Origin of the sequence: Streptomyces sp. NPDC098789 (genome assembly GCF_044759975.1) — a bacterium.
Taxonomy (GTDB): domain Bacteria; phylum Actinomycetota; class Actinomycetes; order Streptomycetales; family Streptomycetaceae; genus Streptomyces.
The window spans coordinates 384,886-408,668 of the sequence record NZ_JBIWAJ010000004.1 but is presented as its reverse complement, the minus strand read 5'-3'; the positions used below and the strand labels follow the sequence as shown (position 1 = coordinate 408,668).

The 23,783-nt window shown below is 76.5% G+C and carries 15 protein-coding genes and 1 pseudogene; 12 read left to right on the top strand and 4 right to left on the bottom strand.

Annotated features, from left to right (window positions below; genetic code table 11):
• Window positions 1-85 precede the first annotated feature (85 nt).
• Window positions 86-1,132 carry a DMT family transporter gene (locus ACIQWR_RS11895; RefSeq protein WP_404007106.1) on the bottom strand — a complete coding sequence of 349 codons (1,047 nt, stop codon included), beginning with the start codon at window positions 1,130-1,132 and terminating at the stop codon, window positions 86-88.
• A gap of 28 nt (window positions 1,133-1,160) precedes the next feature.
• Here ACIQWR_RS11895 and ACIQWR_RS11890 point away from each other — a divergent pair, with 28 nt between their 5' ends.
• Entirely contained in the window at window positions 1,161-2,738 is a 1,578-nt protein-coding gene (locus ACIQWR_RS11890) for a PLP-dependent aminotransferase family protein (protein ID WP_404007103.1), read from the top strand.
• On the opposite strand, the gene ACIQWR_RS11885 is transcribed toward ACIQWR_RS11890, so the two are convergent.
• Window positions 2,722-3,384, bottom strand: a complete 663-nt coding sequence (locus tag ACIQWR_RS11885; RefSeq protein WP_404007101.1) for an O-methyltransferase — start codon at window positions 3,382-3,384, stop codon at window positions 2,722-2,724. The genes ACIQWR_RS11890 and ACIQWR_RS11885 overlap by 17 nt on opposite strands.
• Before the next feature lie 61 nt (window positions 3,385-3,445).
• On the opposite strand from ACIQWR_RS11885, the gene ACIQWR_RS11880 reads away from it, so the two are divergent.
• From ACIQWR_RS11880 to ACIQWR_RS11865, 4 genes are all read left to right on the top strand, one after another.
• Entirely contained in the window at window positions 3,446-4,111 is a 666-nt protein-coding gene (locus tag ACIQWR_RS11880) for a TetR/AcrR family transcriptional regulator (RefSeq protein WP_404007098.1), read from the top strand.
• A 268-nt stretch (window positions 4,112-4,379) separates the two neighbouring features.
• Complete coding sequence (locus tag ACIQWR_RS11875) at window positions 4,380-4,868, top strand: LAETG motif-containing sortase-dependent surface protein (RefSeq protein WP_404007095.1); 489 nt, start codon at window positions 4,380-4,382, stop codon at window positions 4,866-4,868.
• Between the two features lie 28 nt (window positions 4,869-4,896).
• Complete coding sequence (locus ACIQWR_RS11870) at window positions 4,897-5,625, top strand: RNA polymerase sigma factor (RefSeq protein ID WP_404007092.1); 729 nt, start codon at window positions 4,897-4,899, stop codon at window positions 5,623-5,625.
• Window positions 5,622-6,443 carry a hypothetical protein gene (locus ACIQWR_RS11865; protein WP_404007089.1) on the top strand — a complete coding sequence of 274 codons (822 nt, stop codon included), beginning with the start codon at window positions 5,622-5,624 and terminating at the stop codon, window positions 6,441-6,443. Before ACIQWR_RS11870 ends, ACIQWR_RS11865 begins: the two co-directional genes overlap by 4 nt.
• Here ACIQWR_RS11865 and ACIQWR_RS11860 read toward each other — a convergent pair.
• Complete coding sequence (locus ACIQWR_RS11860) at window positions 6,421-6,876, bottom strand: MarR family winged helix-turn-helix transcriptional regulator (RefSeq protein WP_404007507.1); 456 nt, start codon at window positions 6,874-6,876, stop codon at window positions 6,421-6,423. The two genes, ACIQWR_RS11865 and ACIQWR_RS11860, sit on opposite strands and share 23 nt — an antisense overlap.
• A 208-nt stretch (window positions 6,877-7,084) precedes the next feature.
• On the opposite strand from ACIQWR_RS11860, the pseudogene ACIQWR_RS11855 reads away from it, so the two are divergent.
• The 7 genes and pseudogenes from ACIQWR_RS11855 (at window position 7,085) to ACIQWR_RS11825 (ending at window position 22,968) form a co-directional block, all read left to right on the top strand.
• A pseudogene (locus ACIQWR_RS11855) lies at window positions 7,085-8,303 on the top strand (MFS transporter).
• Between the two features lie 28 nt (window positions 8,304-8,331).
• Entirely contained in the window at window positions 8,332-9,999 is a 1,668-nt protein-coding gene (locus tag ACIQWR_RS11850; protein WP_404007086.1) for a glycoside hydrolase family 20 protein, read from the top strand.
• 160 nt (window positions 10,000-10,159) lie between these two features.
• Window positions 10,160-11,065, top strand: coding sequence for a DUF4132 domain-containing protein (locus tag ACIQWR_RS11845; protein ID WP_404007083.1), 906 nt, complete (start codon window positions 10,160-10,162; stop codon window positions 11,063-11,065).
• A complete protein-coding gene (locus ACIQWR_RS11840) occupies window positions 11,062-16,149 on the top strand; it encodes a DNA-binding protein (protein ID WP_404007081.1) in 5,088 nt (1,695 codons plus the stop codon). The genes ACIQWR_RS11845 and ACIQWR_RS11840 overlap by 4 nt, the downstream gene beginning before the upstream one ends.
• A 29-nt stretch (window positions 16,150-16,178) precedes the next feature.
• A complete protein-coding gene (locus tag ACIQWR_RS11835; protein WP_404007078.1) occupies window positions 16,179-17,354 on the top strand; it encodes an AAA family ATPase in 1,176 nt (391 codons plus the stop codon).
• Window positions 17,351-21,124 (top strand): DUF5682 family protein, encoded by a 3,774-nt coding sequence (locus ACIQWR_RS11830; protein WP_404007075.1) that lies wholly within the window; start codon window positions 17,351-17,353, stop codon window positions 21,122-21,124. Before ACIQWR_RS11835 ends, ACIQWR_RS11830 begins: the two co-directional genes overlap by 4 nt.
• Window positions 21,121-22,968 (top strand): hypothetical protein, encoded by a 1,848-nt coding sequence (locus ACIQWR_RS11825; protein WP_404007073.1) that lies wholly within the window; start codon window positions 21,121-21,123, stop codon window positions 22,966-22,968. The genes ACIQWR_RS11830 and ACIQWR_RS11825 overlap by 4 nt, the downstream gene beginning before the upstream one ends.
• Here ACIQWR_RS11825 and ACIQWR_RS11820 read toward each other — a convergent pair.
• Window positions 22,962-23,780, bottom strand: a complete 819-nt coding sequence (locus tag ACIQWR_RS11820; protein WP_404007070.1) for a transglycosylase SLT domain-containing protein — start codon at window positions 23,778-23,780, stop codon at window positions 22,962-22,964. The two genes, ACIQWR_RS11825 and ACIQWR_RS11820, sit on opposite strands and share 7 nt — an antisense overlap.
• Window positions 23,781-23,783 lie beyond the last annotated feature (3 nt).

Genomic DNA, 23,783 nt, shown 5'->3' with positions numbered 1-23,783 from the left:
GTCCACCACGTCGCCGCCGTCCACCGCGTCGTCGTCCACCGTGCTGCCCTCCGCCGTGCGGGCGTTCACCGTGCACCCGGATGGGTCAGCCGCCCGATCCGGCCCATTGTGCCGACTCCCGGGCGGGTTCCGGAGCGGGTTCCGGAGCGTTCTTCCGTACGGTGTCGGGAGCGGTGCCCGGTGCCGTGTCCGGCGCGGTCCCGGGCGCGGTGTTCGCCGTGGTGTCCGCCGTGCTGTCCGCCATGGTGTTCGTCGTGGTGTCCGGTCCGGGCGTGCGGCGCGGGCGCAGGCCCAGGACCAGTCCGCCGACCACGACGGCCAGCCCCGCCCACACGGCCGCTCCCGGGACGCCGCCGCCCGTGAACGCACCGCCCGCCGCGGCCGAGAGCGGGGCCACGCCGGTCAGCAGGCCGGCCCGCCCGGCCCCGACGGCGGCGACCGTCGAGTACCAGAGCACGAAGGCCGCGGCGGTGACCAGGACGGCCAGGTACCCGACGGCCAGCCACTGCCGGGACCCCAGGGCCGCGAGGGAGGACGACGGCTCGGTGAGCGCCGCGAGGACGGCGAACATGAGCGAGCCCAGCCACACGCAGTGGACGGAGACCCCCCAGGCGCCGTGCCGCCGCAGCACCGGCACGGCCAGCAGCGTGAACCCCGCCTCGCAGGCCAGCGCCAGGGTCGCCCAGGCCACCCCGGTCGCATCGGTGCGCCCGGTCCCCTGCACCAGGACGGCGCCCGCCACGACGACCGGTGCGGCCAGCATGACCTGACGGCTCGGCCGCTGCCGCTCCAGCAACGGACCGATCACCCCGAGCAGTACGGGTACGCAGGCCACCGCGACGGCGATGACGGCGGGCTCGGCGTGCGCGACCCCGCGCACGACCGCGATGTTGAACAGGACCAGTCCGCTGGCCGCGAGCCCGGCCAGCCACAGCCACTCCCGCCCGCGCGGCCACACCAGCCGCGCCCCGGCGGCCCGGGCCAGCGCCAGCAGGAGGAGCGAGGCCGCGGCGTACCGGACGGCCTGGGCGGTGAAGAGGGGCGCGTCCGTGAGCGTGTGGGAGACGCTGACGCTGGTGCCGACCAGCGCCATGCCGAGCGCGCCGGGGCCGAGGGATCGCATGGTGTCCATGACTCCACTGTGTGGGCAGAATGGACCCATGAGCAGGTCCAAAGATGCCGCAGCCCAGGAGTCCAAAGAAGCGGTCCCCGCCCCGGCGCCCCGCGGCTCCGACTTCCTCCAGCTCGACATCGGCCAGGCACCGCCGGGCTGCCGCACCGAATGGCTGGCCGACCGCCTCCGCGAAGCGATCGCGGACGGTCGGCTGCCGGTGGGCAGTCGACTCCCGGCGAGCCGGGTGCTCGCGGAGGAGCTGCGCGTCGCGCGCGGGGTGGTCACCGAGGCCTACCAGCGGCTCGCCGAAGCCGGTCAGGTGGCGGGTCGGGGCCGCCTCGGCACCACGGTGGTCGCGGCCCCGCCGCCGCCCGGGACCGCCGCGGTGACGGCTGCGGCGACGGCTGTGGGGGAGGGCGCGGGGGAGGGAGCGGGTCCGACGTCCGGCGCGCTGTTCGGCGCCGGGGCGCGGGACGGGGCGCTCGACGCGCTGCGGGCCACCGCCTGCCGGATCGACCTCTCGCCCGGGGTCCCCGACCTCGCGGCCTTCCCGCGCACCGCCTGGCTGCGGGCCGAGCGCGCCGTCCTGGGCGGCTTGGCGCCGTCCGGCTTCGGTTACGGGGACGCGCAGGGCGCAGCGGCCCTGCGGACGGAGGTCGCGCGGTGGCTGGCCCGGAGCCGGGGGATCAGGGCCGACCCCGGCGAGGTGATCGTCGTGGCGGGCGTGGCCCAGGCGTTGGGACTGCTCGGGGCCGTGCTGCGGGCACGAGGGCTGGACCGGATCGCGGTGGAGGACCCGGGCTCGCTCGGAGCCCGCCAACAGCTGGAGTACGGGGGGATCACGACGGTCCCCGTACCGGTGGACGAGGGCGGCCTGCGGGTGGACGCGCTCGGGGCCTGCGGTGCGAAGGCGGTCCTGCTCACGCCCGCGCACCAGTTCCCGACCGGCGTGGTGCTCGACGGGGAGCGCCGCCGCGCCCTGCTGCGCTGGGCGGCCGAGGAGGACGGGGTGGTCATCGAGGACGACTACGACGCCGAGCACCGCTACGACCGCACCCCGGTCCCGGCGCTCCGCTCGTTGTTGGCCGAGCGGGTCTGTTACGCCGGCAGCGTCTCCAAGCTCCTCGCCCCGGCGCTCCGGGTGGGCTGGCTCCTCGTCCCGCCGCGCCTCCACGAGGCCGTGGTCACGGCCAAGCGCAACGCCGACCTGGGGAACGCGATCCTGCCGCAACTCGTGCTGGCCCACCTCATGGCGTCGGGGGAGCTGGAACGCCACCTGCGCTTCGTCCGCAGGCGCCACCGCGCGCGCCGGGACGCGATGTTGCGCGCCGTCGGGGTGCACCTGCCCGGGGCGCGGGTGCACGGGGCGGCCGCCGGACTGCACCTGACGGTCACCTTCGACGGGCTCCGGCTGCGGGACACCGAACTCGCCGGCGCGGCGCTGGACATGGGGGTCAAGGCGCATCCGCTGTCCTGGCACCGGGTGCGCCCGGGGCCGCCCGGCCTGGTCCTGGGCTATGCGGCCGGACCCGCGAGCGAGATCGAGGAGGGCATCGCGGTCCTGGGCACCGCCCTGCGCCGCGCCACCAACCTGTCCGGTCACAGCACTAGAGGCGGCAGCTGATCTCCATCCCGTCCTCGACCGGGAAGGTGACGCTCTGGTACCCGTTCCGCGGGTCGCGCAGGTAGGCGAGACACGGGGCGAGGGACGGCAGGTCCACATCGTCGGTCACGACGAGGGTGCCCGGCGCGAGGCGCGGTTCGAGCAGGCGGAGCACGGGCAGGCACAGGTCCTTCCAGCCGTCGAGCAGCAGGAAGTCCACGGGGCCGGCCACTCCGGCGAGGGTGTCGCGGGCGTCGCCTTCGAGGACGGCGATCAGGTCGTCCAGACCGGTATCGGCGAAGGTGCGGCGCGCGGCGGCGACCTTGTGCGCGCTCAGCTCCGAACTGATCACCCGGCCCCTGCCGTTGTCGCGTACCGCTGCGGCCAGGTGGAGCGTGGAGATCCCGAAGGACGTGCCGAACTCGACGACGGTTGCCGGCCGGGCGGCCCGGACCAGGTTGTAGAGGAGCTTCCCGCCCTCGGCCGAGATCGGCATGTACACCTCCGAGTTGGCGTCCGCCATCTCCTGCGGGGTCACCCAGGTGGAACCGTCGGGTCGCGCGGCGCTGATCCGTTCGCTGGTTGCTTCGTCCTGCGCGGCCCGGGAGAACATCGCGTCGAGGGCGGACGCTACGCGGGGGTCATGGAGCGTGCTGGTCTGTGTCATGAAAGCTAGACTAGACGCACCGTTGCGTTGAGTCTAGAAGTCGGTGACCTACCCTTGGCCCGTGAAGGCAGAAACGGATCGAGGGAACACGGTTGCCGACGGCGCGGGCGCGGGCGCTGACGGCGGCACCGGCCGGTCGGCGCGGCAGCACCACGGCAACCGGCACGGGCGGAGCGAGCAGGCGCGCCAAGCCGTACTGGAGGCCGCTGACGGCCTCTTGGTGGAGAAGGGCTTCTCCGGCGTCACCATCGAGGGCATCGCCACCAGCGCCGGGGTCGCCAAACAGACCATCTACCGCTGGTGGAAGACCAAGACCGACATCCTCCTGGACGCCTTCCTCCTGGACGCGGCGGAGGCCCTCACCCCGCCCGACCGCGGGGACCTGGCCGCGGATCTGGGCGCCCACCTCCACCAGCTGGCCCAGTTCCTCACGCGGTCCGACGCGGGCGCCGTCTTCACCGCGCTGCTCGGCCACGCGCAGCACGACCCCGCGTTCGCCACCGTCCTGCGTACCCGGTACCTCGACGAGCAGCGCCGCCGTGACCGGCTCCCCCTGGAGAACGCGGTGCGGCGCGGCGAACTCCCGGTGGACATCGACACGGTGGCCGAGGTCGACCAGCTCGTGGGGCCGATCTACCACCGCGTCCTGGTCACCGGGGACCCCGTCGACCGGGCCTTCACCGACCTGCTCGTCGACAACTTCCTACGACGACACCTCATCCGATGAACCGGCGGCAAGCACCGACCTCCTGAGCGCCGCTGGGCCTCGCCGGCGGGTGCTGCCTCCGGCGGGCCCTCAAACGCCGGGCGGGCTGGAATCGCCCCCTTCGGGCAGTCCGGCGCCGCGGGGCCGGGGTCGCGCCGACCTCTTGAGCCCCGCCGGCGATCGAGGCGAAAAGTTTTTCGGGAACCGCGGCAACCTCCGGCGGGGTCGCGCGTCGTGCGGGGGTGAAGGGCGCAATCCGGCGTCCCTCACCCGACCGTGGAGAACCACCTTGAAGATCGTCAAGCGCGCTTCCCGCTCCGCCGCCGCCCGTCCCGTCGCCCCGGCCGTCCGCCGCGCGGCCCTCGCCGTCGCCGCCGCGGGGGCGCTCGCCGCCCTTGCCGCCCCCGCCCACGCCGCCGGTGCGGCCGCGCCGGCCCCCTCGGCCAGTGCCGTGCCCAGCGCCTCGCCCAGCGCGGTCCCGAGCTCCTCGGGCGCCCCGAGCGTGTCCCCCCGGCCCAGCAGCTCCACCTCGAACCCGCCGCGCCCGACCGCGGTGCCCAGCGCGTCCCCGTCGGTCGTGACTCCCGGTTCCAGCCCCTCGGCCCCGGTCCCCGGCTCCAGCCCGAAGCCGTCCGCCGAACCCTCCTCACCCGCGGGTCCGGAGCTCGCGCATACTGGCGGCAGCCCCGCCACCATGGCGATCGGTGCGGGCGCGGCGGTGCTCGTCGTCGCGGGTGCCGGCACCCTGTACGCCGTACGCCGCCGCGCGAACGGCTGACGTGCTCCACCCGAGGGACACCCTGCTCATGTCGTACCCCGCCGCGCTGCGGCCCGCACCACACGTACGCCTCGTCCTGCCCGGCTCCGGCCGGGCGGGGCGGGGCGCCCGCGTCCTGCGCGTCCTGCGCACCCTGCGCGGGTGGCGCGGGCCGCTGGTGCGCGAACGGCTCCTGCTGCGCGACGGGCAGGGTGCCCCCAGGGTGGCCTCCGCCTCCCCAGGGGCGTACACGGGGGCGCACGCCGGCGCGGACGGCGATGCCTTCGACCGCCCGCCCACGGTCACCGAGCTCTACCACGCGCACCGGCTGCGGATGGTGCGGCTGGCGGTGCTCCTCGTCGACGACCCGGCCACCGCCGAGGACGTGGTCCAGGACGCCTTCACGGCCCTGTACCGGCGCCACGGCGAGCACATCACCGAGATCGACAACGCGCTCGGCTACCTCCGGACGGCGGTGGTCAACACCGCCCGCTCCGTGCTGCGCCGCCGGCGCACGGTCCGTTCCTGGACCCCGCCCGCCGAGGCCGACGTACCCTCCGCGGAGGAGTACGTCGTCCTCGACGAGGAACACCGCGAAGTACTGGCCGCCCTCGGCCGCCTGACCCCGCGCCGCCGCGAGGTGCTCGTCCTGCGCTACTGGGCCGACCTGAGCGAGGCGGAGATAGCCGCCACCCTCGGGATCAGCCGGGGCGCGGTGAAGTCGAACGCGAGCCGCGCCCTGGACGCGCTGGAGCGCATCCTGGAAGGCCGGATATGACCACGCCCACCCCGCCCCCCGTCGCGACCGAAGGCACCGCCGCGCGCTTCCCCGCCTCCCGGGCCTCCCGGGCCCCGCGGGGCGGCGGTTCCGGCGCGCACGTCGGCCGGGCCTTCGACCGGGGCGCCGGCGGCGCCGACCGGCCGGGTCACGCCCAGGGCGCGCACGGCCCGCGCGCCGCCGGCCCCGACGGCCGGCCGGCCGGGCCCTTCGCCGTGCTGCCCGGTTTCGGCGGGGACGGCGGATCCGGCGGCGGCGCCGATGGTGGTGACGGCGGTGGTGACGGTGGCGCCGGCGGTGGTGACGGGGAGCGGCCCGTCGAACGACGGCTGCGCGCGGCGCTGTCCGCGCGGGCCGAGCAGGTCACCGTGCGCGAGCTGCGGCCCGCGGATCCCCCCGGCCGGCACCTGCGACGGCTGTCGGTCCTCCCGCCGCGCCGGTTCGCCCTGCCGCTGGCCGGGCTGGCGGCGGCCGCCGCGATCGCGGTCGGATACGTCGCGCTCGCGCCCGATCAGGCCCCGCGTCCGGTGCCGCCCGCGTCCCCGCCCTCGCTGCCCGCGCCGTCGCCGACCCCCTCGCCCGGGGGCTCGCAGTCGCCCCCGCAGCCCTCGGTCTCCCCCTCGGCGGTCCCGTCCACCGGTCCGTCCTCGCCGCTGCCCCCGAGCCCCACGCCCTCGCGCGGCACGCAGGGCACGCAGTCGTCGCGTCCGCCGGCCACGGGCGGTGTGCCGAGCTCCGGGGCCTCCGCCAGCGGCTCACCGTCGCCGCGGAGCTCCCCGTCGATGAGCTCGCAGGTCAGCGCCCCGCCGGGCCGGTGACGGCCGCGACCAGCGGCGCGAGGTCCGGGTTCGCGGCAGCCGCGTCCAGGGCCTCGCGCAGCGCGCGGTCGTTCGTGGGCCGGGCGGCCTCCAGCAGCGCCAGCCCGGCCCCGCTGACGTCGGTGTAGATGCCCCGGCGGTCGGTGTCGCAGAGGTAGCGGCTGAGCAGCCCGCGGTCTTCGAGGCGGGTGACCAGGCGGGTCGTCGCGCTCTGGCTGAGCACCACCGATTCGGCGACCTGGTGCATGCGCAGGTGCCCGCCGGGCCCGTCGTGCTGCCGGCTGAGGACGTCGAGGAGCGAGTACTCCCGGACGCTGAGCCCGTGGCCCGCCTGGAGCGCCCTTTCGATGTGGGTCTCGATCCTGCCGTGCAGCAGGGACAGGGCGCACCAGCCCTGGGAGAGGGCGGTCAGCGCGCCGTCCGTGGCGGTCATGGAGTCCTCCTCGCGGGACGCGCGGGGCACGCGTACCTCCTCAGGATAGGACACGTCTGCAATAGCCCGCGCTTGCAAATATCCCGCGTCTGCAATTAATGTGGACGCTCGTAAGGCGTTGGCACAACCATCGGCGCCGGGTTCTTCCCGGGGCGCCGCGGCGCCCCCCACACGTACGGACAGCGCACCCCCTGAAGGGCCTCCCCCCATGCCACTCGCACTGCTCGCCCTCGCCATCGGGGCCTTCGGGATCGGCACCACCGAGTTCGTGATCATGGGCCTGCTGCCCGAGGTCGCCGCCGGCTACGGCGTCACGATCCCCACCGCCGGCTTCCTGGTCACCGGCTACGCCCTCGGCGTCGTGCTCGGCGCGCCGCTGATGACCGTCCTCGGCACCCGGATCCCCCGCAAGCGCATGCTGATGCTGCTCATGGGCCTGTTCATCGCCGGCAACCTGCTCTCCGCGCTGGCCCCCACCTTCGGCGTGATGCTCGCCGGCCGGGTGCTCGCCTCCCTCGCCCACGGCGCCTTCTTCGGCATCGGCGCCGTCGTGGCCGCCGAGCTCGTCGCCCCCGAGAAGAAGGCGGGCGCGATCGCCATGATGTTCACCGGCCTCACCGTCGACCAACGTCGTCGGCGTCCCGCTCGGCACCCTCGTCGGCCAGCACCTCGGCTGGCGCGTCACCTTCGTCATCGTCGCCGGGCTCGGCGTCCTCGGCCTGCTCGGCATCGCCCGGCTCGTCCCCGACCTGCCGCGTCCCGAGGGCGTACGGATCCGCCACGAACTGGCCGCCTTCCGCAACGTCCAGGTCCTGCTCGCCATGGCGATGACCGTGCTCGGCTTCGGCGGGGTCTTCGCCGCGATCACCTACATCACGCCGATGATGACCGACGTGGCGGGCTTCGCCGACACCTCCGTCACCTGGCTGCTCGTCCTCTTCGGCCTCGGCATGGTCGGCGGAAACCTGCTCGGCGGCCGCTTCGCCGACCGTCGCCTGATGCCGATGCTGTACGGGACCCTGGGCGCGCTGGCGCTCGTACTGGCCCTGTTCACCGTGACCGCGCACCACAAGGCCGCCGCCGCGATCACCGTCACCCTGATCGGCGCTCTCGGCTTCGCCACCGTGCCCCCGCTCCAGAAGCGGGTCCTCGACCAGGCCGACGGCGCCCCCACACTGGCCTCCGCCGTGAACATCGGCGCCTTCAACCTCGGCAACGCCCTCGCCGCCTGGCTCGGCGGACTGGTCATCGCGGGCGGCATGGGCTGGACCGCGCCCAACTGGGTCGGCGCCGCCCTCGCCGCATCCGCGCTGGTCCTCGCCCTGATCTCCGGAGCACTGGAGCGGCGCACCGCACGCACCGCACGGGTGGTCGCATCGGGTACGGGGGTCCCCGAAGGGGAGCGGGCGCCGGTTCGGGTCGCGTAGCGCGCCGCCCGGTGGGAGGTTGGTGACCATGGGGCGAACCGGGAACAGTCGAACCGGAACCGGGCGAACCGGGAGCATACGGACCACCGCGACGGCCGTGGCCGTCGCGGTGGCCGCGCTCGCACTGCCGGGCTGTACGTCGGCCCCCGCGAGCGGCCGCGCGGACTCCGGCGCCGCCAGCTCGCCGGCGGCCCCGGGCAGCCCGGATCCGGCGCCCCCGAGCACCAGCGCCCCTTCGCCGAGCCGCAGCTTCCCGCTCTCCACCGCGCCCCGGACCATCCCGGCCGTGCGCACCTTCGAACCCGCCCGCGGCCCCGGCTGGAAACCCGCCCCGCAGGCCCGGGTCGTCGTCGCCCCCGCCCACCGGGCCGCCCTCGCCGACGAGGGCAGGGCGCTCGCCCGCGACCTGAAGCTCGGCTACGCCGAGGACGGCGCGGCGGTCCGACCCGGTGACGTGGAACTCGCCCTCGACGCCCCCGGCGGCGCGGCCAAGGCCGTCCCCGAGTCGTACACCCTCACCGTCCGCGACGGCGGCGTCCGCATCACGGGCCCCGACGACGCCGGGGTCTTCTACGGCACCCGCACCCTCGAACAGGCCGTCCGCGCCGCCGGATCCATCGGCGAGGGCGCGGTCAAGGACGCGCCGGACCGCCCCCAGCGCGGGCTGAACCTCGACATCGCCCGCAAGAACTTCACCGCGCCCTGGATCGAGGACCGGCTGCGCGAGATGGCCGACCTCAAACTCAACCAGCTCGGCCTGCACTTCTCGGACGACCAGGCCTTCCGCATCGCCTCCGTCAGCCACCCCGAGATCGTCTCCGACCCGCACCTCACCCAGGCCGAGGTGCGCCGGATCGTGGCCCTCGCCCGCAGCCTGCACATCGAAGTGGTCCCCGAGATCGACTCGCCGGGACACCTCGGCGCCGTCCTGCGCGCCCACCCCGCCCTCCAACTGCGCGACGCGGCCGGCCGGGCCGTGAAGGGCGCCGTGGACATATCCGACCCGGCGGCCGCCCGGCTCGTCGACGAGCTGCTGCGCGAGTACCTGCCGCTCTTCCCCGGTGCGCACTGGCACGTCGGCGCCGACGAGTACCAGGCCCTCGTGGTCAAGGACCCGCAGGCCTCCTTCCCCCAGCTCGCGGCCGCCGCCCGACAGCGCTACGGCGCCGGGGCGCGCGTGTCGGACCTGGCCACCGGCTGGCTGAACGACCGGGCCGCGGTCGTCCGCGGCGCCGGACGGACGCCCAAGGCGTGGAACGACGGCTTCTTCGCCGGGGGCGCCGCCACCGCCGCGCGGGACATCGAGGTCGAGTACTGGACGGGCAAGGAGATCGGGGCCCGCCCGCCCCTGGAGTACCTGCGCGAGGGCCGCCCCGTGGTCAACCTCAACGACGAGTACCTGTACTACGTCCTCGGCGAACCCAACGACTTCACCTACCCGACCGGGCGGCGCATCTACGAACAGTGGACCCCGCTCGTCCTGCGCGGAACCGAAGCCGTGCCCGCCCGTTACGCCGGGCAGATCCTGGGCGCCCGCCTCGCCGTCTGGTGCGACCTGGCCGCCTCGCAGACCCAGGACCAGGTCGCCGCCGGGATCCGGCTGCCGCTCGCCGCCCTCGCGCAGAAGGTCTGGGACCCGCGCCCGCCGCAGCCGACGTGGAGTCAGTTCACCGACCTGGCCGACCGGCTGCGCTGACCGGCTGCGCTGACCGCCTGCGCCGGCCGCGCCCACCCTGCCGGCGGCGTTGTCAGTGGCCGCCCCTACTGTTCCCGACATGCCGCAGCTCAGGGGGGCTCCAACCCCTCCTGTCCAGGCTGCGCGCATCCTGATCGGACAGGCGGAGGGGTACGGGCTGATGGCATGGCTGGCAGCGGGCGAAGGGTATGAAATCGCCCTGGTGGAAGGGCGGGTGGCGGCGCGGCCGACGGCCGGCCGCTCGGCGGGACGGCAGTTGAAGACCCTGCCCAAGGCACTGCGGGAGCACCCCGAGGTGGAGCGGCTGCGGCAGTTCTCCGAATGGCTCGACCGGCACGCGGCCGCGTGCCTGGCGCAGGTGGACGGCTGGATGGTGTCCTCGCTGCCCGTGCCGACCGCTCTGATCGCCCGGGTCTGGCCGGACGAGGCCTGGCGCAGCGCCCTGCGCGACCTCGTGGTGATCGGCGAGGACCCGGACGAGCCGGGCTTCCTGCGCGACGTCACCGACTCCGGCGCACTGCGCGTGGTCAACCTCGACGGCGAGACCGTACGACTGGCCCCGCGCACGGTGACCCTGCCGCACCCGGTGCTGCTGCCGGACCTGGACGACGTACGGGACTTCGCGGCCGAACTCGGCATCGAGCAGCGGATCGAGCAGATCCACCGCGCCACCTGGCAGCGCGCCGGTGTCCCCGCGGCGGGCGCCCCCGGCGCGACCGGCTCCGGCGCCCAGCAGGGCGACGGCTTCGAGGTCCGGGACTTCGCGGGCGGGGTGTTCCCGAGCCGCTTCAGCCTCACCGCCCGGGCGACCGCCCTCGGCTACCGGGTCTCCGGGGGCTACGCGACCTGCGCCGTCCGCGACGCCGGCCGCGCCACCTCCGCCGCCGTATGGGTCGGCGAACCGTACTGGGAGTCCGAGCAGAGCACCGGCGCGCTGACCTGGAGCGACGTGGACGGTCAGGGGGTTCGCCTGGCGCAGGTCGGGCCGGTGGCCTGGTCCGAGGGCATGCGGATGGCCGCCGCGCTGTACGCGGGGCGCAGGATCGACGAGGGCGGGAACGCGTGAACACCACGGCCGGGACGACGAGCGGGCGGGAACACCAGGACATGAGCGGGGGCGACGTGCGGGACATCGACACTGACGTGCAGGGCATCGACAGCGAAGGCCCGGGTACGGGGACGGACGGCGCCGCGGGGGGAGGGGCCGTCGGGGAGGCCGAACTGCTGCTGGGAGCGGGCGCGGTGCTGCCCTGCGGCACCCCAGGCGCCGGGCCCGGCGCGGTCGACCTGACCGCCCGCACCTACCGCCACCCCGCCCTCGGCGGCGACCGCGTCGTGGTGCGGCTCGCCGCCGCCGAACTCGGCGCGGCCGAGGACCTCGCCGCCGGATTCCTCGGACTGGTCCCCGACGCCGAACCGGCCGTGGTCGGCATCGGCCGCCGCCAGGCCCTCGGCTTCCCCGCCTGGGTGCTCGTCCACCACCCCGAGGACGGCCACCACGCGCTCGCCGTCGTCCCCGAACTGGACCGGCTGGCCCGCCAGGCGACGAACCGGCCCAAGGCGACCCTCGACGGGTGCCTCGCCCTGGCCGGCCGACTGGCCTCGTCCGTCCCGCACTTCCTGCCCGTCTTCTACGAACAGGCCGCCCGGATCTTCCTCGCGGTCGACAACACCACCTACGCCTCGCAGCTGTTCGGCCGGGCCCGCACCAGCGAGGCCCAGCACGGCCTCACCGTCGACGAGGACCGTCTCGACGCCGTCTTCCTCGAATTCGCCCTGGCCGGCGCCCTCCCCGTGAAGGTCCTCACCGGCTACGGCCGCGAACTGGCCGCCCGGGTGAGCCCCGTCGAGGCGTACGAACGCTTCCGCCGCCTGTGCCTGCGGCGCACCGCCGGTGGACTGGCCCCCTCCGCACAGGCCGCCACCGAACTGCGCCGCCTCGCCAAGGCCGCCGGACACACCGGGACCGAAGCCGAACAGGACCACCTCGCCGAACTCCTGCCCCTACCGGCCACCCTGCGCGCCGCCCACGGCTGGTGGAAGGCGCACCGCGGCGCACTCGTCGCGCTCGCCCGCCGGGTCCCGGCCGTGCGCGGAGCGCTGCTCGGCCTGACCCCGCCGGTCACCTCCGACCAGGGCGCCGCCTTCACCACCCTGTGGCTGGAGGTCCTGGAGGAATCCGGCGCCACCGCCGGGCTGTGCTCCGCGGACCTGCCCGCCGAGGAGCGCGCGCCCGACGGCGCCGCGGGCTGGCTGGAGCGCTTCCACGCGGCCCGGCACGGCGGCTGGGGATCGCGCCCCACCGCGCCGCTGCTGCTCGACCTCGTCACCCGCGCCGCCGACCGACTGCGCGCCGAACTCGCCCACCCGGACCGGGCGGGAGGCCTCGTTCTCGGCGTGCAGGACGCGGACCTGCTCGACCTGCTGCTCTCGCTCGACCTCCCCGTCGCCGACCCGGACCCGCGCCACGACGCGAACGCCCAACTGGGCCTGCGCGACTGGGCCCAGTACGAGCAGCGGCGCGACCTCCTCGCCCTCGCCGCCGACCAGCGGTTCCGGCCCGCCTTCGAACGCGCCGTCAACGCGCTCGGCGACGGCGCCCCCGGCCCGCAGGTCATCCGCAGCCTCGCCGCCGCCCCCGGCGGCCGGACCATGCTGGCCGAGTGGATGCGCGGCGTCGCCGCGCAGTCCTGCGCCGCCGGCCTGCCCGGTCTGCCCGCGGCCACCGCACGGCTGGGCTGGCTGCCCACCGAGGCCCTGGAGCTCGCTCCGGCCGAGGTCGCCGCCGCAGTGGCCGCCGACCTCGGCGAGACCCTCGCCCGTACCCTGCGCGGCGGACTCTTCGAGGAACTGCACTGGCCCGCCTGGGAGGAGGCCCTCGCCGCCCTGTCCGCCGGCGGGAGCCAGGACGGCCTGACCGTCGTCGACGCCTGGCCCCACCTGATCGTGGCGAGCACCTCCCAGGTGCGCGTCATCGACGCCGAGTCCACCGTCCTCGTCCACGACCTGCGCGCACCGAAGGGCGGCCACCGCCGGTACGGCTTCCACTACGTCGACGGCGAACTCCTGGTGCTCTGGGGCACGTACGGCGGCGCCACCGAGGGCTACTGGCACTCCGCCCCCGACCGGGTCTTCACCGTCGCCTTCGACAAGGACGGCAACGACCGCGGCTACTGGAACATGCGCTCCGAACACGTCTCGCTGCCCCTGTCCGGCGGCGGCCGCGCCCTCGGCGGCGGAGTCCTGCACCGGGGCGACACCCGGCTGCCCACCGAACGCCCGGTCCTCCACGACGGCTCCTCCTACTGGGTGTGGCAGCACACCGAGGGCGCCCAGGGCGAGGACCACGGCGGCTGGTGCGAATACGACCCCGCGAGCGGCGCCCACGGACGGCGCTCCCTGCCCGCCTTCTTCACCGACGCCCTGCGCGACCAGAGCGCCGACGGCGTCCCCGCCGGCCCGTGCAGCGGGAACTGCTCCTGCCAGGGCAACTGGCTGCGCCCCGCGCCCACCGTCGCGGGCTCCGTCCTCGGCGCCCCCGCGGACGGCCTGCTCGGCTGGTGCGCCGTCCGGACCCCCGGCCACGGCTGGAGCGCCCGCGACACGGCCGGCCGCCACGTCACGGCCCCCGAAGGCCGGGAGATGCCCGTCGCCGCCCTCGTCTTCCCCGGCGACGACCGCCCCCGCGTCCTCACCCACCACTGGCGCCAGCTCAGCCTCACCGACCCCGACGGCGTCGTCACCGTCGAATCCCGCGGCGGATACCACACCTCCCTCTCCACCGGCAGCGTCGAACTGCCGCCCCTCGCCCACTGGTACGCCCTGCGCCCGCGCGACCCCGAGTCCTCGGCCGCGCTGCGCACCGCCGACCGCGAAGGCATCGGAGCGCTCCTGAAGGCGGCCGCCGCGGCCGGCCGCAACGCCGACCTGCCCGCCCTGGTCGCGGCGGCCCTGCCCACCGTCACCGAGCCGAAGATGATCGGCGGCGTCGTCGAGGCCCTCACCCTCGCCCTCGCCCAGCAGGACGTCCTGGACCGCGCCGCCGCCCGGCTCGAACCCGCCGCCACCGACCGCACCTGCGCCCCCGGCCCCACCGACGAGCTGTTCCACGAGGCGCTCGGCGGGCTCCTGGGATCCGGCTACCACCGCTGGAACGGCGAACAGGACCTGCTCCACCACTACCTGCACGCGCTCGCGGCGGCCCGCGCCGACACCACCGCCCCGGCCGTACCCGGCCGGGTCCACCTCGACCTGCCCGCGCCGGCCCACTCCGGCCTGCCCTGGAGCGGACTCCTCGACCGGCCCGCCGCCCTCGCCCTCCGCGCCGTCGCGCCGGGCACCACCGCACCCCAGCGCGAGGCGCTGCTCGCCCTGCTCGCCGCGATCGAGGGCCTGGGCCTCGCCGCGGCCGAAGGATCCGCGGCCCACTGGCGCCGGGTCGTGGTCCACCTCGCGGCGGACCGGATCCGCGGCGCCGGCGCCGGCCCGCGACGCCACTTCCAGGACCGCACCGTCCTGCCGCTGGGCGGCGGCGCCGTCCTGGCCCTCACCGGCGCCGACCGCGCCGTCCCCGACGGCCACGAGTTCGACGCCCTCCTGCACGACCCCACCGGCCGCTTCGCCGTGCCCGCGCCCTACACCCTGCGCACCGCGGCCCCCCTCGCCGGACGCGACCGCGACCGGGACCGCGACGCCGACTGGGCCGCGCGGCTGCGCACCGAAGCCGAAGCCCGCGGCGCGGCGCCCTGGTTCCCCGAGGCCGCCGGTGAATTCGCCCGGCTCACCGGCGTACCGGCCGCACTCGCCAAGCTGGTCGTCGCCGGACTGCCCCACATCGACGCCTACGAGAACAACTTCCTGCCCACGGCGCTGCGCACCCTGCTCGACGTCAAGGTCGCCGAAGCCGCCGTCGCCCGCACCGAACTGCGCGGCCTCGCCCCCGAGCTGCGCCGCGCCCTGACCGGTGCGCTGCTGCCCAGCGACCCCGCCGCGCTGTGGACCACCGGCCCGGACGCGGCCGCGGCCGCCGAGGTGTGGAACCGGCGCGTGGGCCGACGTACGCCCGTCCCCGAGCAACTGCTCACCGACGCCGTACGGGAGGTGCGCGCCGGATGGGCGGTGCACCACGCACTGCCCGCGCTCCTCGACCCCGCGAGCGCGCCGGAACTCTCCACCGACGTGCCCTGGACCATCAACGGGAACCAGCCCGAACCCCGTGAGCCGGCCGCCCGCCCCTTCACCACGGGCGTCCTGACCGGGTCCCTGGCGCTCGCCGCGTGGCTCGCCCACCGACTCCCGGCGGGCGACCCCGTGCGGGCCGCGCTGCCGCCCGCGCTCACCGCCCTGCGCCAGCGGCTCGCCGCCCCCGAACTCCTGCTGTCCGTCGGGTACTGCGGGCGCGAGGAGTTCCGCGCCGCGGCCGGTACGCCGACCGAGACCGCCGAGGACCACGAACGCTACGGCGCGGTCGTACTGCCCACCGTCCACACCCAGGCCGCGGCCGCGCTGCGCCCCGCCCTCCTCGACTCGGCCGGCACCGACCCCTACCTGCCGCTGCTGCGCGGCGTCCGACAACAGCCCACCCGGGTGGAGACCGCCCTGCGGGTGGTGCAGGGACCGGACTTCGCCGCGCTGCTCGCCGACCCGGGAGCCCCGGCGGCGGGCTCCGCCGCGGCGGACGGCACCTGGTGGCCGCAGGACCCGAGCCGCTCGGTGCCGGACCTGGTCGCCGAGGCCGCCGCCGATCTCGGGCTGGGCGCCGACGCGAGCACCCTCTACCTCGCACTGCTGGCCATGCCCGACCCCACCGACCGCAACACCGCCCGCTGGACCGGGTGGAAGCCCGCCCGGCTGAAGGCCGCCCGGGCCGAACTGGCCGCGACCGAGCTCGTGGTGAGCGCCACCCGGGCCCGCGCCGGGCGCACCCTCTTCCTCCCCGGCGGCTGGACCGAGCCCGCCGCCCCCGCCCTGCCGCTGGAGGAGTGGAAGCTCCCGCTGTACGAGCCGCTCGTCGACGGGCAGCCGGGCCTGGGCGCCCTGGTGCCCTCCGAACCGGCCGCCGACCTCTACCGGCGCGCCTGGCAGCGGGTGCGCGCGGGCGACGCGCCGCGCTTCGACACCCTCAAGGTCAAGCGCAGCCGCCGCCGTTGACCACCGAACCCCTTCGCGAAAGAAGCACGATGACCGTCACCGCCGACCCCACCGCCACCGAACCCACTGAGGGCGGCGCCCGCCGGACCCTCCCGGCCGAGGAGCGCCACGCCGCCGAACTCGCCTTCCTCGCCGCCCAGGACACCGGCCCGCGCCCGCCCGGCTGGCTCCTGACCCCGCGCGCCGTCGTCACCTTCGTCTGCGGCAGCGACGGGGCCGCGCTCGCCCTGCCCGGGCGCCGGACCGGCCTGCCCGCCAAGCTGGTCATCGCCCCGAAGTTCGTCGGGGAACGGGCCCTCGTCGAACGCTGCGTGGTCACCCTCGCCGGCGAGCGCGGCCTGCTCCTCACCGGCGAACCCGGAACCGCCAAGTCGATGCTCTCGGAACTGCTGGCCGCCGCGGTCAGCGGCACCAGCGCGCTCACCGTGCAGGGCACCGCGGGCACCACCGAGGACGCCTTCCGGTACGGCTGGAACTACGCCCTCCTGCTGGCCCAGGGGCCCACCCCGCAGGCCCTGGTCGACTCCCCGGTGCTCGCCGCCATGCGGACCGGACGGGTCGTCCGGGTCGAGGAGATCACCCGCTGCCTGCCCGAGGTGCAGGACGCGCTGGTCTCGCTGCTCTCCGACCGTCGCATCAGCGTGCCGGAACTCACCGCCACCGAGGACGCGCAGGTCGCCGCCGCGCCCGGCTTCACCGTCATCGCCACCGCCAACCTGCGCGACCGGGGCGTCTCGGAGATGTCCGCGGCCCTCAAGCGCCGCTTCAACTTCGAGACGGTCGAGCCGATCGCCGACGCCGACGCCGAGGCGGCCCTGATCCGCCGCCAGGCGGTGGCCGCCGTCCAGCGGGCGGGCGCGGCCTTCGAGGTCGACGACGCGGTGCTCGACGCCCTGGTCACCGTCTTCCGCGACCTGCGGTGCGGGCGCTCCGCCGAGGGCTGGGACGTGGAACGCCCGGGAACGGTCATGTCCACCGCCGAAGCCGTCCAGGTGGCCGCGTCCCTCGGGGTGGCCGCCGCCTACCTGCCCGGTGGGGACGTGCTGGACCTGCTGCCCGGTCACCTCCTGGGCGTCGTCCGCAAGGACGACCCCGCCGATCACGGGCGCCTGTTGGGGTACTGGGACGGCCCGGTCCGCCGCCGGGCCGAGGACGGCTCGGCGATGTGGCGCCGCCTGTGGGACCTGCGGGGTTCGCTGCGATGACGATCCCCGAACCCCGGGACCCCGGGGACCCCCGCGGGCGGGTGGCGGCGCTGGCCGCGTGCCGGGAGCCGTACCTGCTGGGCGTGCGCCACCACAGCCCCGCCCTGGCCGCCGTCGTGCCCGCCCTGCTGGACGCCTCCGGCGCGGACGTGGTGTGCGTGGAGCTGCCCGCCGACTTCCAGCCGTGGCTGGAGCACCTGGCCGACCCGGAGACCGTGGCCCCCGTAGCCCTCGCGGCCACGGGCGGCGACGGCCGCCTGTCCTTCTACCCCTTCGCGGACTTCTCCCCGGAACTGGCCGCGATCCGCTGGGCCCGAGCCCGGAACATCGACCTCATCTGCTGCGACCTCCCCCTCGGACCGAAGCCCACTCCAGCCCCTGCGACTCCACTTCCTCCCCCGCCGCCGGTCGGTCCCCCCGTTCCCGCCCCGCCGCCGACCGGGGCCCCCGATTCAGCCCCGCCGCCGACCGGTGCCCCCGATTCAGCCTCGCTGGCGACTGGTGCCCCCGATTCAGCCTCGCCGGCGTTTGAGGCGCCCCCGGAGGGGACGACGGACGGGTCGGACGCCCCCCGGCCCGGCTACGCCGACGGCCTGGCGACCGCAGCCCAGGCCACCGCCACCGGCACCCGCACCGGCACCGGCCGCGCAGGGGACGACCTCTGGGACCGCTCCGTGGAGGTGCTCGCCCCCGGCTGCACCCCCGAGGCGATCCGCCGCGCCGCCCTCGCCGTGGGCTGGGCCCTACGAGAGGACACACCCGCCGTCGCCGCCACGGACCTGGCCCGCGAGGCCCACATGCGACAGGTGATCACGACCCTCACCGCCGGAGGCCACCGCGTGGCCGCCGTGATCGGCGCCTTCCACGCCCCGGCCCTCCTGCCCGGCGCGACGGCCACCCCGTCAGCCACCCCGGACACGGGATCCGCCACCCCCCGCACCGGTGACGGCCCGGCCGCCCCCCACGGCGTCGTGACCTCGCTCGTGCCGTACTCCTTCGACCTGCTCGACTCGCGTTCCGGCTACCCCGCCGGGATCCGGGACCCGCTGTGGCAGCAGGCCGTGCTGGCCGCGGCGGGCGACCCCGCCCGGCTGCGCGCGGCGGCCTCCGCCGCGGTGACCGGCGTCTGCCGCGAGCTGCGCCGGGCCGGGCACACCGCCGGCACCGGCGAGGCCGCGGAGACCCTGCGCGTCGCCTGCGACCTGGCCCGGCTGCGCGCGCTGCCCGCCCCCGGCCGCGGCGAGCTGCTGGAGGCCGTCACGAGCGTCCTGGGCCAGGGCGAACCCCTGGGCCGGGGCCGGGCGCTGGCCCGGGCCCTGGAGGTCGTGCTCGTCGGCACCGCCCGCGGCCGGATCGCCCCGCACACCCCCCGGTCCGGCCTCGGCCCCAGCGTCGAGGCCGAACTGGCCGCGCTGCGCCTGCCGTCCCCCGAGGACCCCGCCCCCCGCGAGGTCCGCCTCGACCCGCTGCGCTCCGCGCTGGACGCCCGCCGCGAGGTGCTGCTGCAACGGCTGCTGGTGTGCGGGGCGGCGTACGGCGAGCCGCTCGCCGTCGCCGCGACCGGCGACGGGTCGGCCCTCGGCACCAAGTGGCGGCTCTCCTGGACGCCTTCGGTCCCGGCGCGCCTCGACCTCGCGGGCGTGCGCGGGGTCACGGCCGAGCAGGCCGCCGCCGGCACCTTGCGCGACACCGCCCGGCGCGCCGTCGCCGAGGGCGGACCTACGAGCGCCCAGGTGCTCACCGGCCTGTCCGCCGCGGCCCGTTGCGACCTGCCCGTCCTCGTGGCGGCCCGACTGGAGCAGGCCGCGCAGGTGCTGCCCTCGGCCGCCACCCTCCCCGAACTCCTCGGCGCCCTGGACCTGTTGGAAGCCCTGCGGCGCGGACACTTCCCCGGGGTCCGGCCCGACACGACCGAGCTCGCCGCCACCTTGCTCGACGCCTGCGTCCGCGCGCTGCCCGGACTCGCCGGCAGCGAGGACCCGGCCGACGCGGCCGCCCTGGTGGCCCTCGCGGACCGGGCCGCCGCCCAGCAGCTGGGGCTGCGGCTGGAGGGTTCCCTCGCGGCCCTGACCGGTACGGGTCGCGGCCCCGCGGCCTCCCCACTGATGCAGGGCGCGGCCTTCGCCGTACGGGTCCTGCTCGACCTGGACCGCGCCGCCGACCTCGGTGCCCGCGCGGCCGGATGGATCGACGGCGCCACCGCCGTCGAGGGCCGCCGCACGCTGACCCGCCGGCTGGCGGGCCTGTTCACCGCCGCGGGACCGCTCCTCGACGCCTGCGCCGACGCGCTCACACCGGTCCTGGACCGCGTCGACCACCTCACCGACCAGGAGTTCCTGGACCGGCTCCCGGCCCTGCGCGGCGGGTTCGACGCCCTCGCCCCGGCGGCCCGGGACCGGCTGCTGGACACCGTCGCGCAGCGGCTCGGCGACCGGATCGACCTCTCCCTGGACGCGCCGCCCGCCCTGCTGTCCCTCTGGGCGGCGGCGGATGCCGCAGGACTCGCGGCCCTGCGGTCCCTCCCGCTCCCCCCGGCCTCCGCGCTCCCGCCCGGTCCCGCGGCCCCGGCCCCGGCCCCCGAAGCACCCGCCGCACCGCTCCCACCGGCCGGGCCCGGCGCCCCGGCCCCCGGGTCGGCGACCGCGGACCCGCGGCGGATCGCCCCGGACGACCGGTGGCGGCTGCTCCTGGGGCGCCACCGGGACCGGCTTTCCGCGGGGGCCCGCCGCTACGCGCACGCCCTGGACGAGCTGTACGGCGCCGGGCGGGGCGAGGGCGCGGGCGACCTCGACGGGGGCGGGTCCGGCGGCGGCCGGGAGGCGTCCTTCCCCACGGCCCGCGAGTGGGCCGAGGAACTGGAAGCCCTGTTCGGGGCCGACGTACGGGAAGAAGTGCTCGCCGAGGCCGCCGGAGCGGGCCGCACCGACGTACTGACCCAGCTCGACCCCGCCTCCGTACGCCCCTCCGTGGAGCTGCTCGCCTCGGTGCTCGCCCTCGCCGGGGGACTGCCCGAGCAGCAACTCGCCCGGCTGCGCCCCCTGGTCAAGCGGCTGGTCGACGAACTGCGCCGGGAACTGGCCACCCGGCTGCGCCCCGCCCTCTCGGGGCTGTCCACCCCGCGCCCCACCCGCCGCCCCGGCGGAGTGCTCGACCTGCCCCGGACCCTGCGGGCCAACCTCGCGCACACCCGCCGGACGGACGACGGCCGCCTGGTCGTCGTGCCGCGACGACCGGTGTTCAGCACCCGGGTCGGCCGCGAGGCCGACTGGCGGCTGATCCTCGTCGTCGACGTCTCCGGCTCGATGGAGGCCTCGGTCGTGTGGTCCGCCCTGACCGCCGCGGTCCTGGCGGGGGTCCCCACCCTCTCGACCCACTTCCTGGCCTTCTCCACGGAAGTGGTCGACCTCACGGGCCGGGTCGAGGACCCGCTGTCCCTCCTGCTCGAAGTACGGGTCGGCGGCGGTACGCACATCGCGGCGGGGCTGGCGCACGCGCGGTCCCTGATCACGGTGCCGAGCCGGACGCTGGTCGTCGTGGTCAGCGACTTCGAGGAGGGCCACGCGCTCGGCGGGCTGCTCGGCGAGGTCCGCGCACTGGCCGACTCGGGTGCCCGACTGCTGGGCTGCGCAGCCCTCGACGACACCGGTGCGCCCCGCTACAGCGTCCCGGTCGCGCAGCAACTCGTCGCCGCCGGAATGCCGGTGGCCGCCCTCAGCCCCCTCGCCCTGGCCCGCTGGGTCGGCGACCGCCTCCGTGGAGAGCGCGCGTGATTCCCGTGACCGCACCCGTACGTGTACCCGCGCTCCCTCCGGTGGCTCCGGAGCTGTTGGCCGAGGCCGTCGGCGGGCTTTCCGCGCGGCTGCGCAAGAAGCTCGACGCCACCATCGAGGCCTGCGCGGCGGGCGATCCACCGGCCGTCGTGGCGGCCGACGGGGAGGTCACCCACCGCTTCGGCGAGGACGCCCTGGTCACCCTGCGCCCCGGCCCCTCGGGTGCGATCACCGCCCCCGAACAGGCCGTATGCAGCTGCCTCCTGAGCCCCCGCTGCCTCCACCGCACCGCCGTCCTCGCGGTGTCCCCGATCGCGGAGCCACCGGGGACCGACCCGGCGGCCGACCTGGCCGCCGACCCGGAGCCCGAGCCGGCATCCGACCCGGAGCCCGCGACCGACGGCGCGCCACCGCCACCGTCCCCTTCCCCGTCCCCTGAGCAGGTGGTCGCCGCCGCGGCCCTGTGGGAGGCTGCCGCCGCCGCGCTGGCGGCGGGAGTGCCCGCGGGCGGCGCCGTCGTACAGGCCGAGCTGCTGCGGGCCGCGCACACCGCGCGCCTGGCGGGCCTGCCGCACGCCGAGGCGGCCGCCCTCCGGGTGGTCCGCGGGCTGCGCGCCGCCCGTGACCGCAGCGCCGCCCAGCGGCTGACCGAGCTGACGGAGGCCTTCCGCGAGCTGTTGCACACCGCGGCGCTCCCGTCCCCCGGAGGCTCCCGGCGCGCCTACCGGTCCGGCGGCAGCCTGCGCGTGTACGGACTCTGCCGGGAGCCCGTCCTCTCGGCCACCGGACACGCGGGGGTGGTCACGCACCTCGTCGACGCCGATGGCGACCGGTTCACCCTCGCCGACGTCCGCCCCGGCGGGATCGGCCGGGCCCGGGGCGCCGCGAGCGCCTCCGTGTCCCTCGGCGGCGCCGTCCTCGACCACGCCGGCCTGGCCCGGGGCGCACTGCACGTGGTCGGGGCGACCGTGTCCGCCGACGGCCGTCTCGGGTCGGGCCGGGGCGTGCGGGCGACGCCGCTGCGCGGGATCGACTGGAGCGAGGGACCGGCCGCCGCGCTCTTCGCCCGCCCGGCGGCCGAGGCCGTGGCGCGGCTCCTGGCCGACCCGGCCGCCGACCCGGGCCTGCTCGGGTGCGACGTGCTGGTGGTGGCCGCGGCCGGCGACCGGCTGCTGGTCCGGGAGCTGTCGTCCGACGGCGCGGTACGTCCCGACGCGCCGCTGATCGCCCTGGTCCCCGCCCACCCGCATCCGGACCTGGCGCACACCGCGAACCTCCGCCGCCTGGCCGACCGCCCCGGGCTGGCGCTGCGCGTGCTCGGCCGCCCCGACCCGGACCGGAGCGCGACCCTGCGCCCGCTGGCCGTCGGTCCGGTGCCGGGGTCGGCGTACACCCTGCGGCTGCCACCGCAGTGGCTGGGCCGGGCCGACCTCGGCTACGACCTGCTCCAGGGGTCCCACCTCCCGGCCGGGGCCGACGCACCCGAACCGGCCGACGTAGGGGACCGGGAGCCGGCGGCGGACGCGCTGGGCGGGTCACCGCTGTGGCGGGTGCGGCGGCTGTTGGAATCCGGGGTCGCGGGGGGCCGTCGCGCGGTGGCGGAGGCGGCCCGCGGTGAGTTCGCGCCGAACGGCGGCCGGGGGCCGCTGCGTCGGGCCGGCTTCGCGGGGGCCGAGGAGCTGGCCGCCGCGCTGGCCGCCGAGGCCGACCGGCGGCCCCGGGACGTCTTCGGTCGTCTCCTCGATCCCGGCGCCGACCGCTACGCGTGGGCCTGGTTGGCCGCGGCCACCCATCTGCACGCCGCGCGGCGGTCGTTGGTGGCCGCGTCCTGGTCCGCTCAGTAGGCGCCGTTCACGTTGTCGATCGATCCGTAGCGGTCGGCGGCGTAGTTGCAGGCGGCGGTGATGTTCGCGACCGGGTCGTAGGAGTCGGTCGCGGTACCGGGCACGTGGTACGCCCGGAAGGTGGGGTCGATGACCTGGAGGAGGCCCTTCGAGGGGATGCCCGCCGCGGCGTTGGAGTCCCAGTTGTTGATGGCGAGGGGATTGCCCGAGGACTCGCGCAGGACGTTGCGGCGAATTCCGTCGTAGGTCCCCGGAATTCCGTGCTGGGCCATGATGTCCAGCGACTGCCGGATCCAGCCGTCGAGGTTGTTGGCGTACAGGGTCGTGGCCCGCACGGAACGGTCGGCCCGTGCGGGGGTGGCCCCCGCATCGCGCCCGGCCGCCGGGGTCGTTGCGGTCTTCGTCGCCGAACCAGCCTTGGCGGAAACCGCCTTCGCCGCGCCGCCGAGCGTCAGCTCGGTCCCCGGCCGGATCACCGACGGGTCGTTGCCGATCGCCGCACGGTTGTCCGCGTAGAGCTTCTTCCAGCCGCCGCTCACGGAATGCGATTGGGCGATCGTGGAAAGGGTGTCGCCCGCGACCACGGAATAGGTGGTGGACGCCGCGGCCCGCACGGAGAGCGCGGGAGCGGTGGCGGCGACGGGCGCCGCGACGGCGGGGGCCGCGGCCGGGGCGGCGGCCGGCTGTGCGGCATCGGCGCCGGAGGCGCTGATCAGGGGGAGGGCGAGTGCCATGCCGCCGGTACCCGCGACGGCGAGGAGGCGGGCGAGGGGGCTGGTCTTGGGACGGCGGTGCTTGCCCGATGCGGACATGGC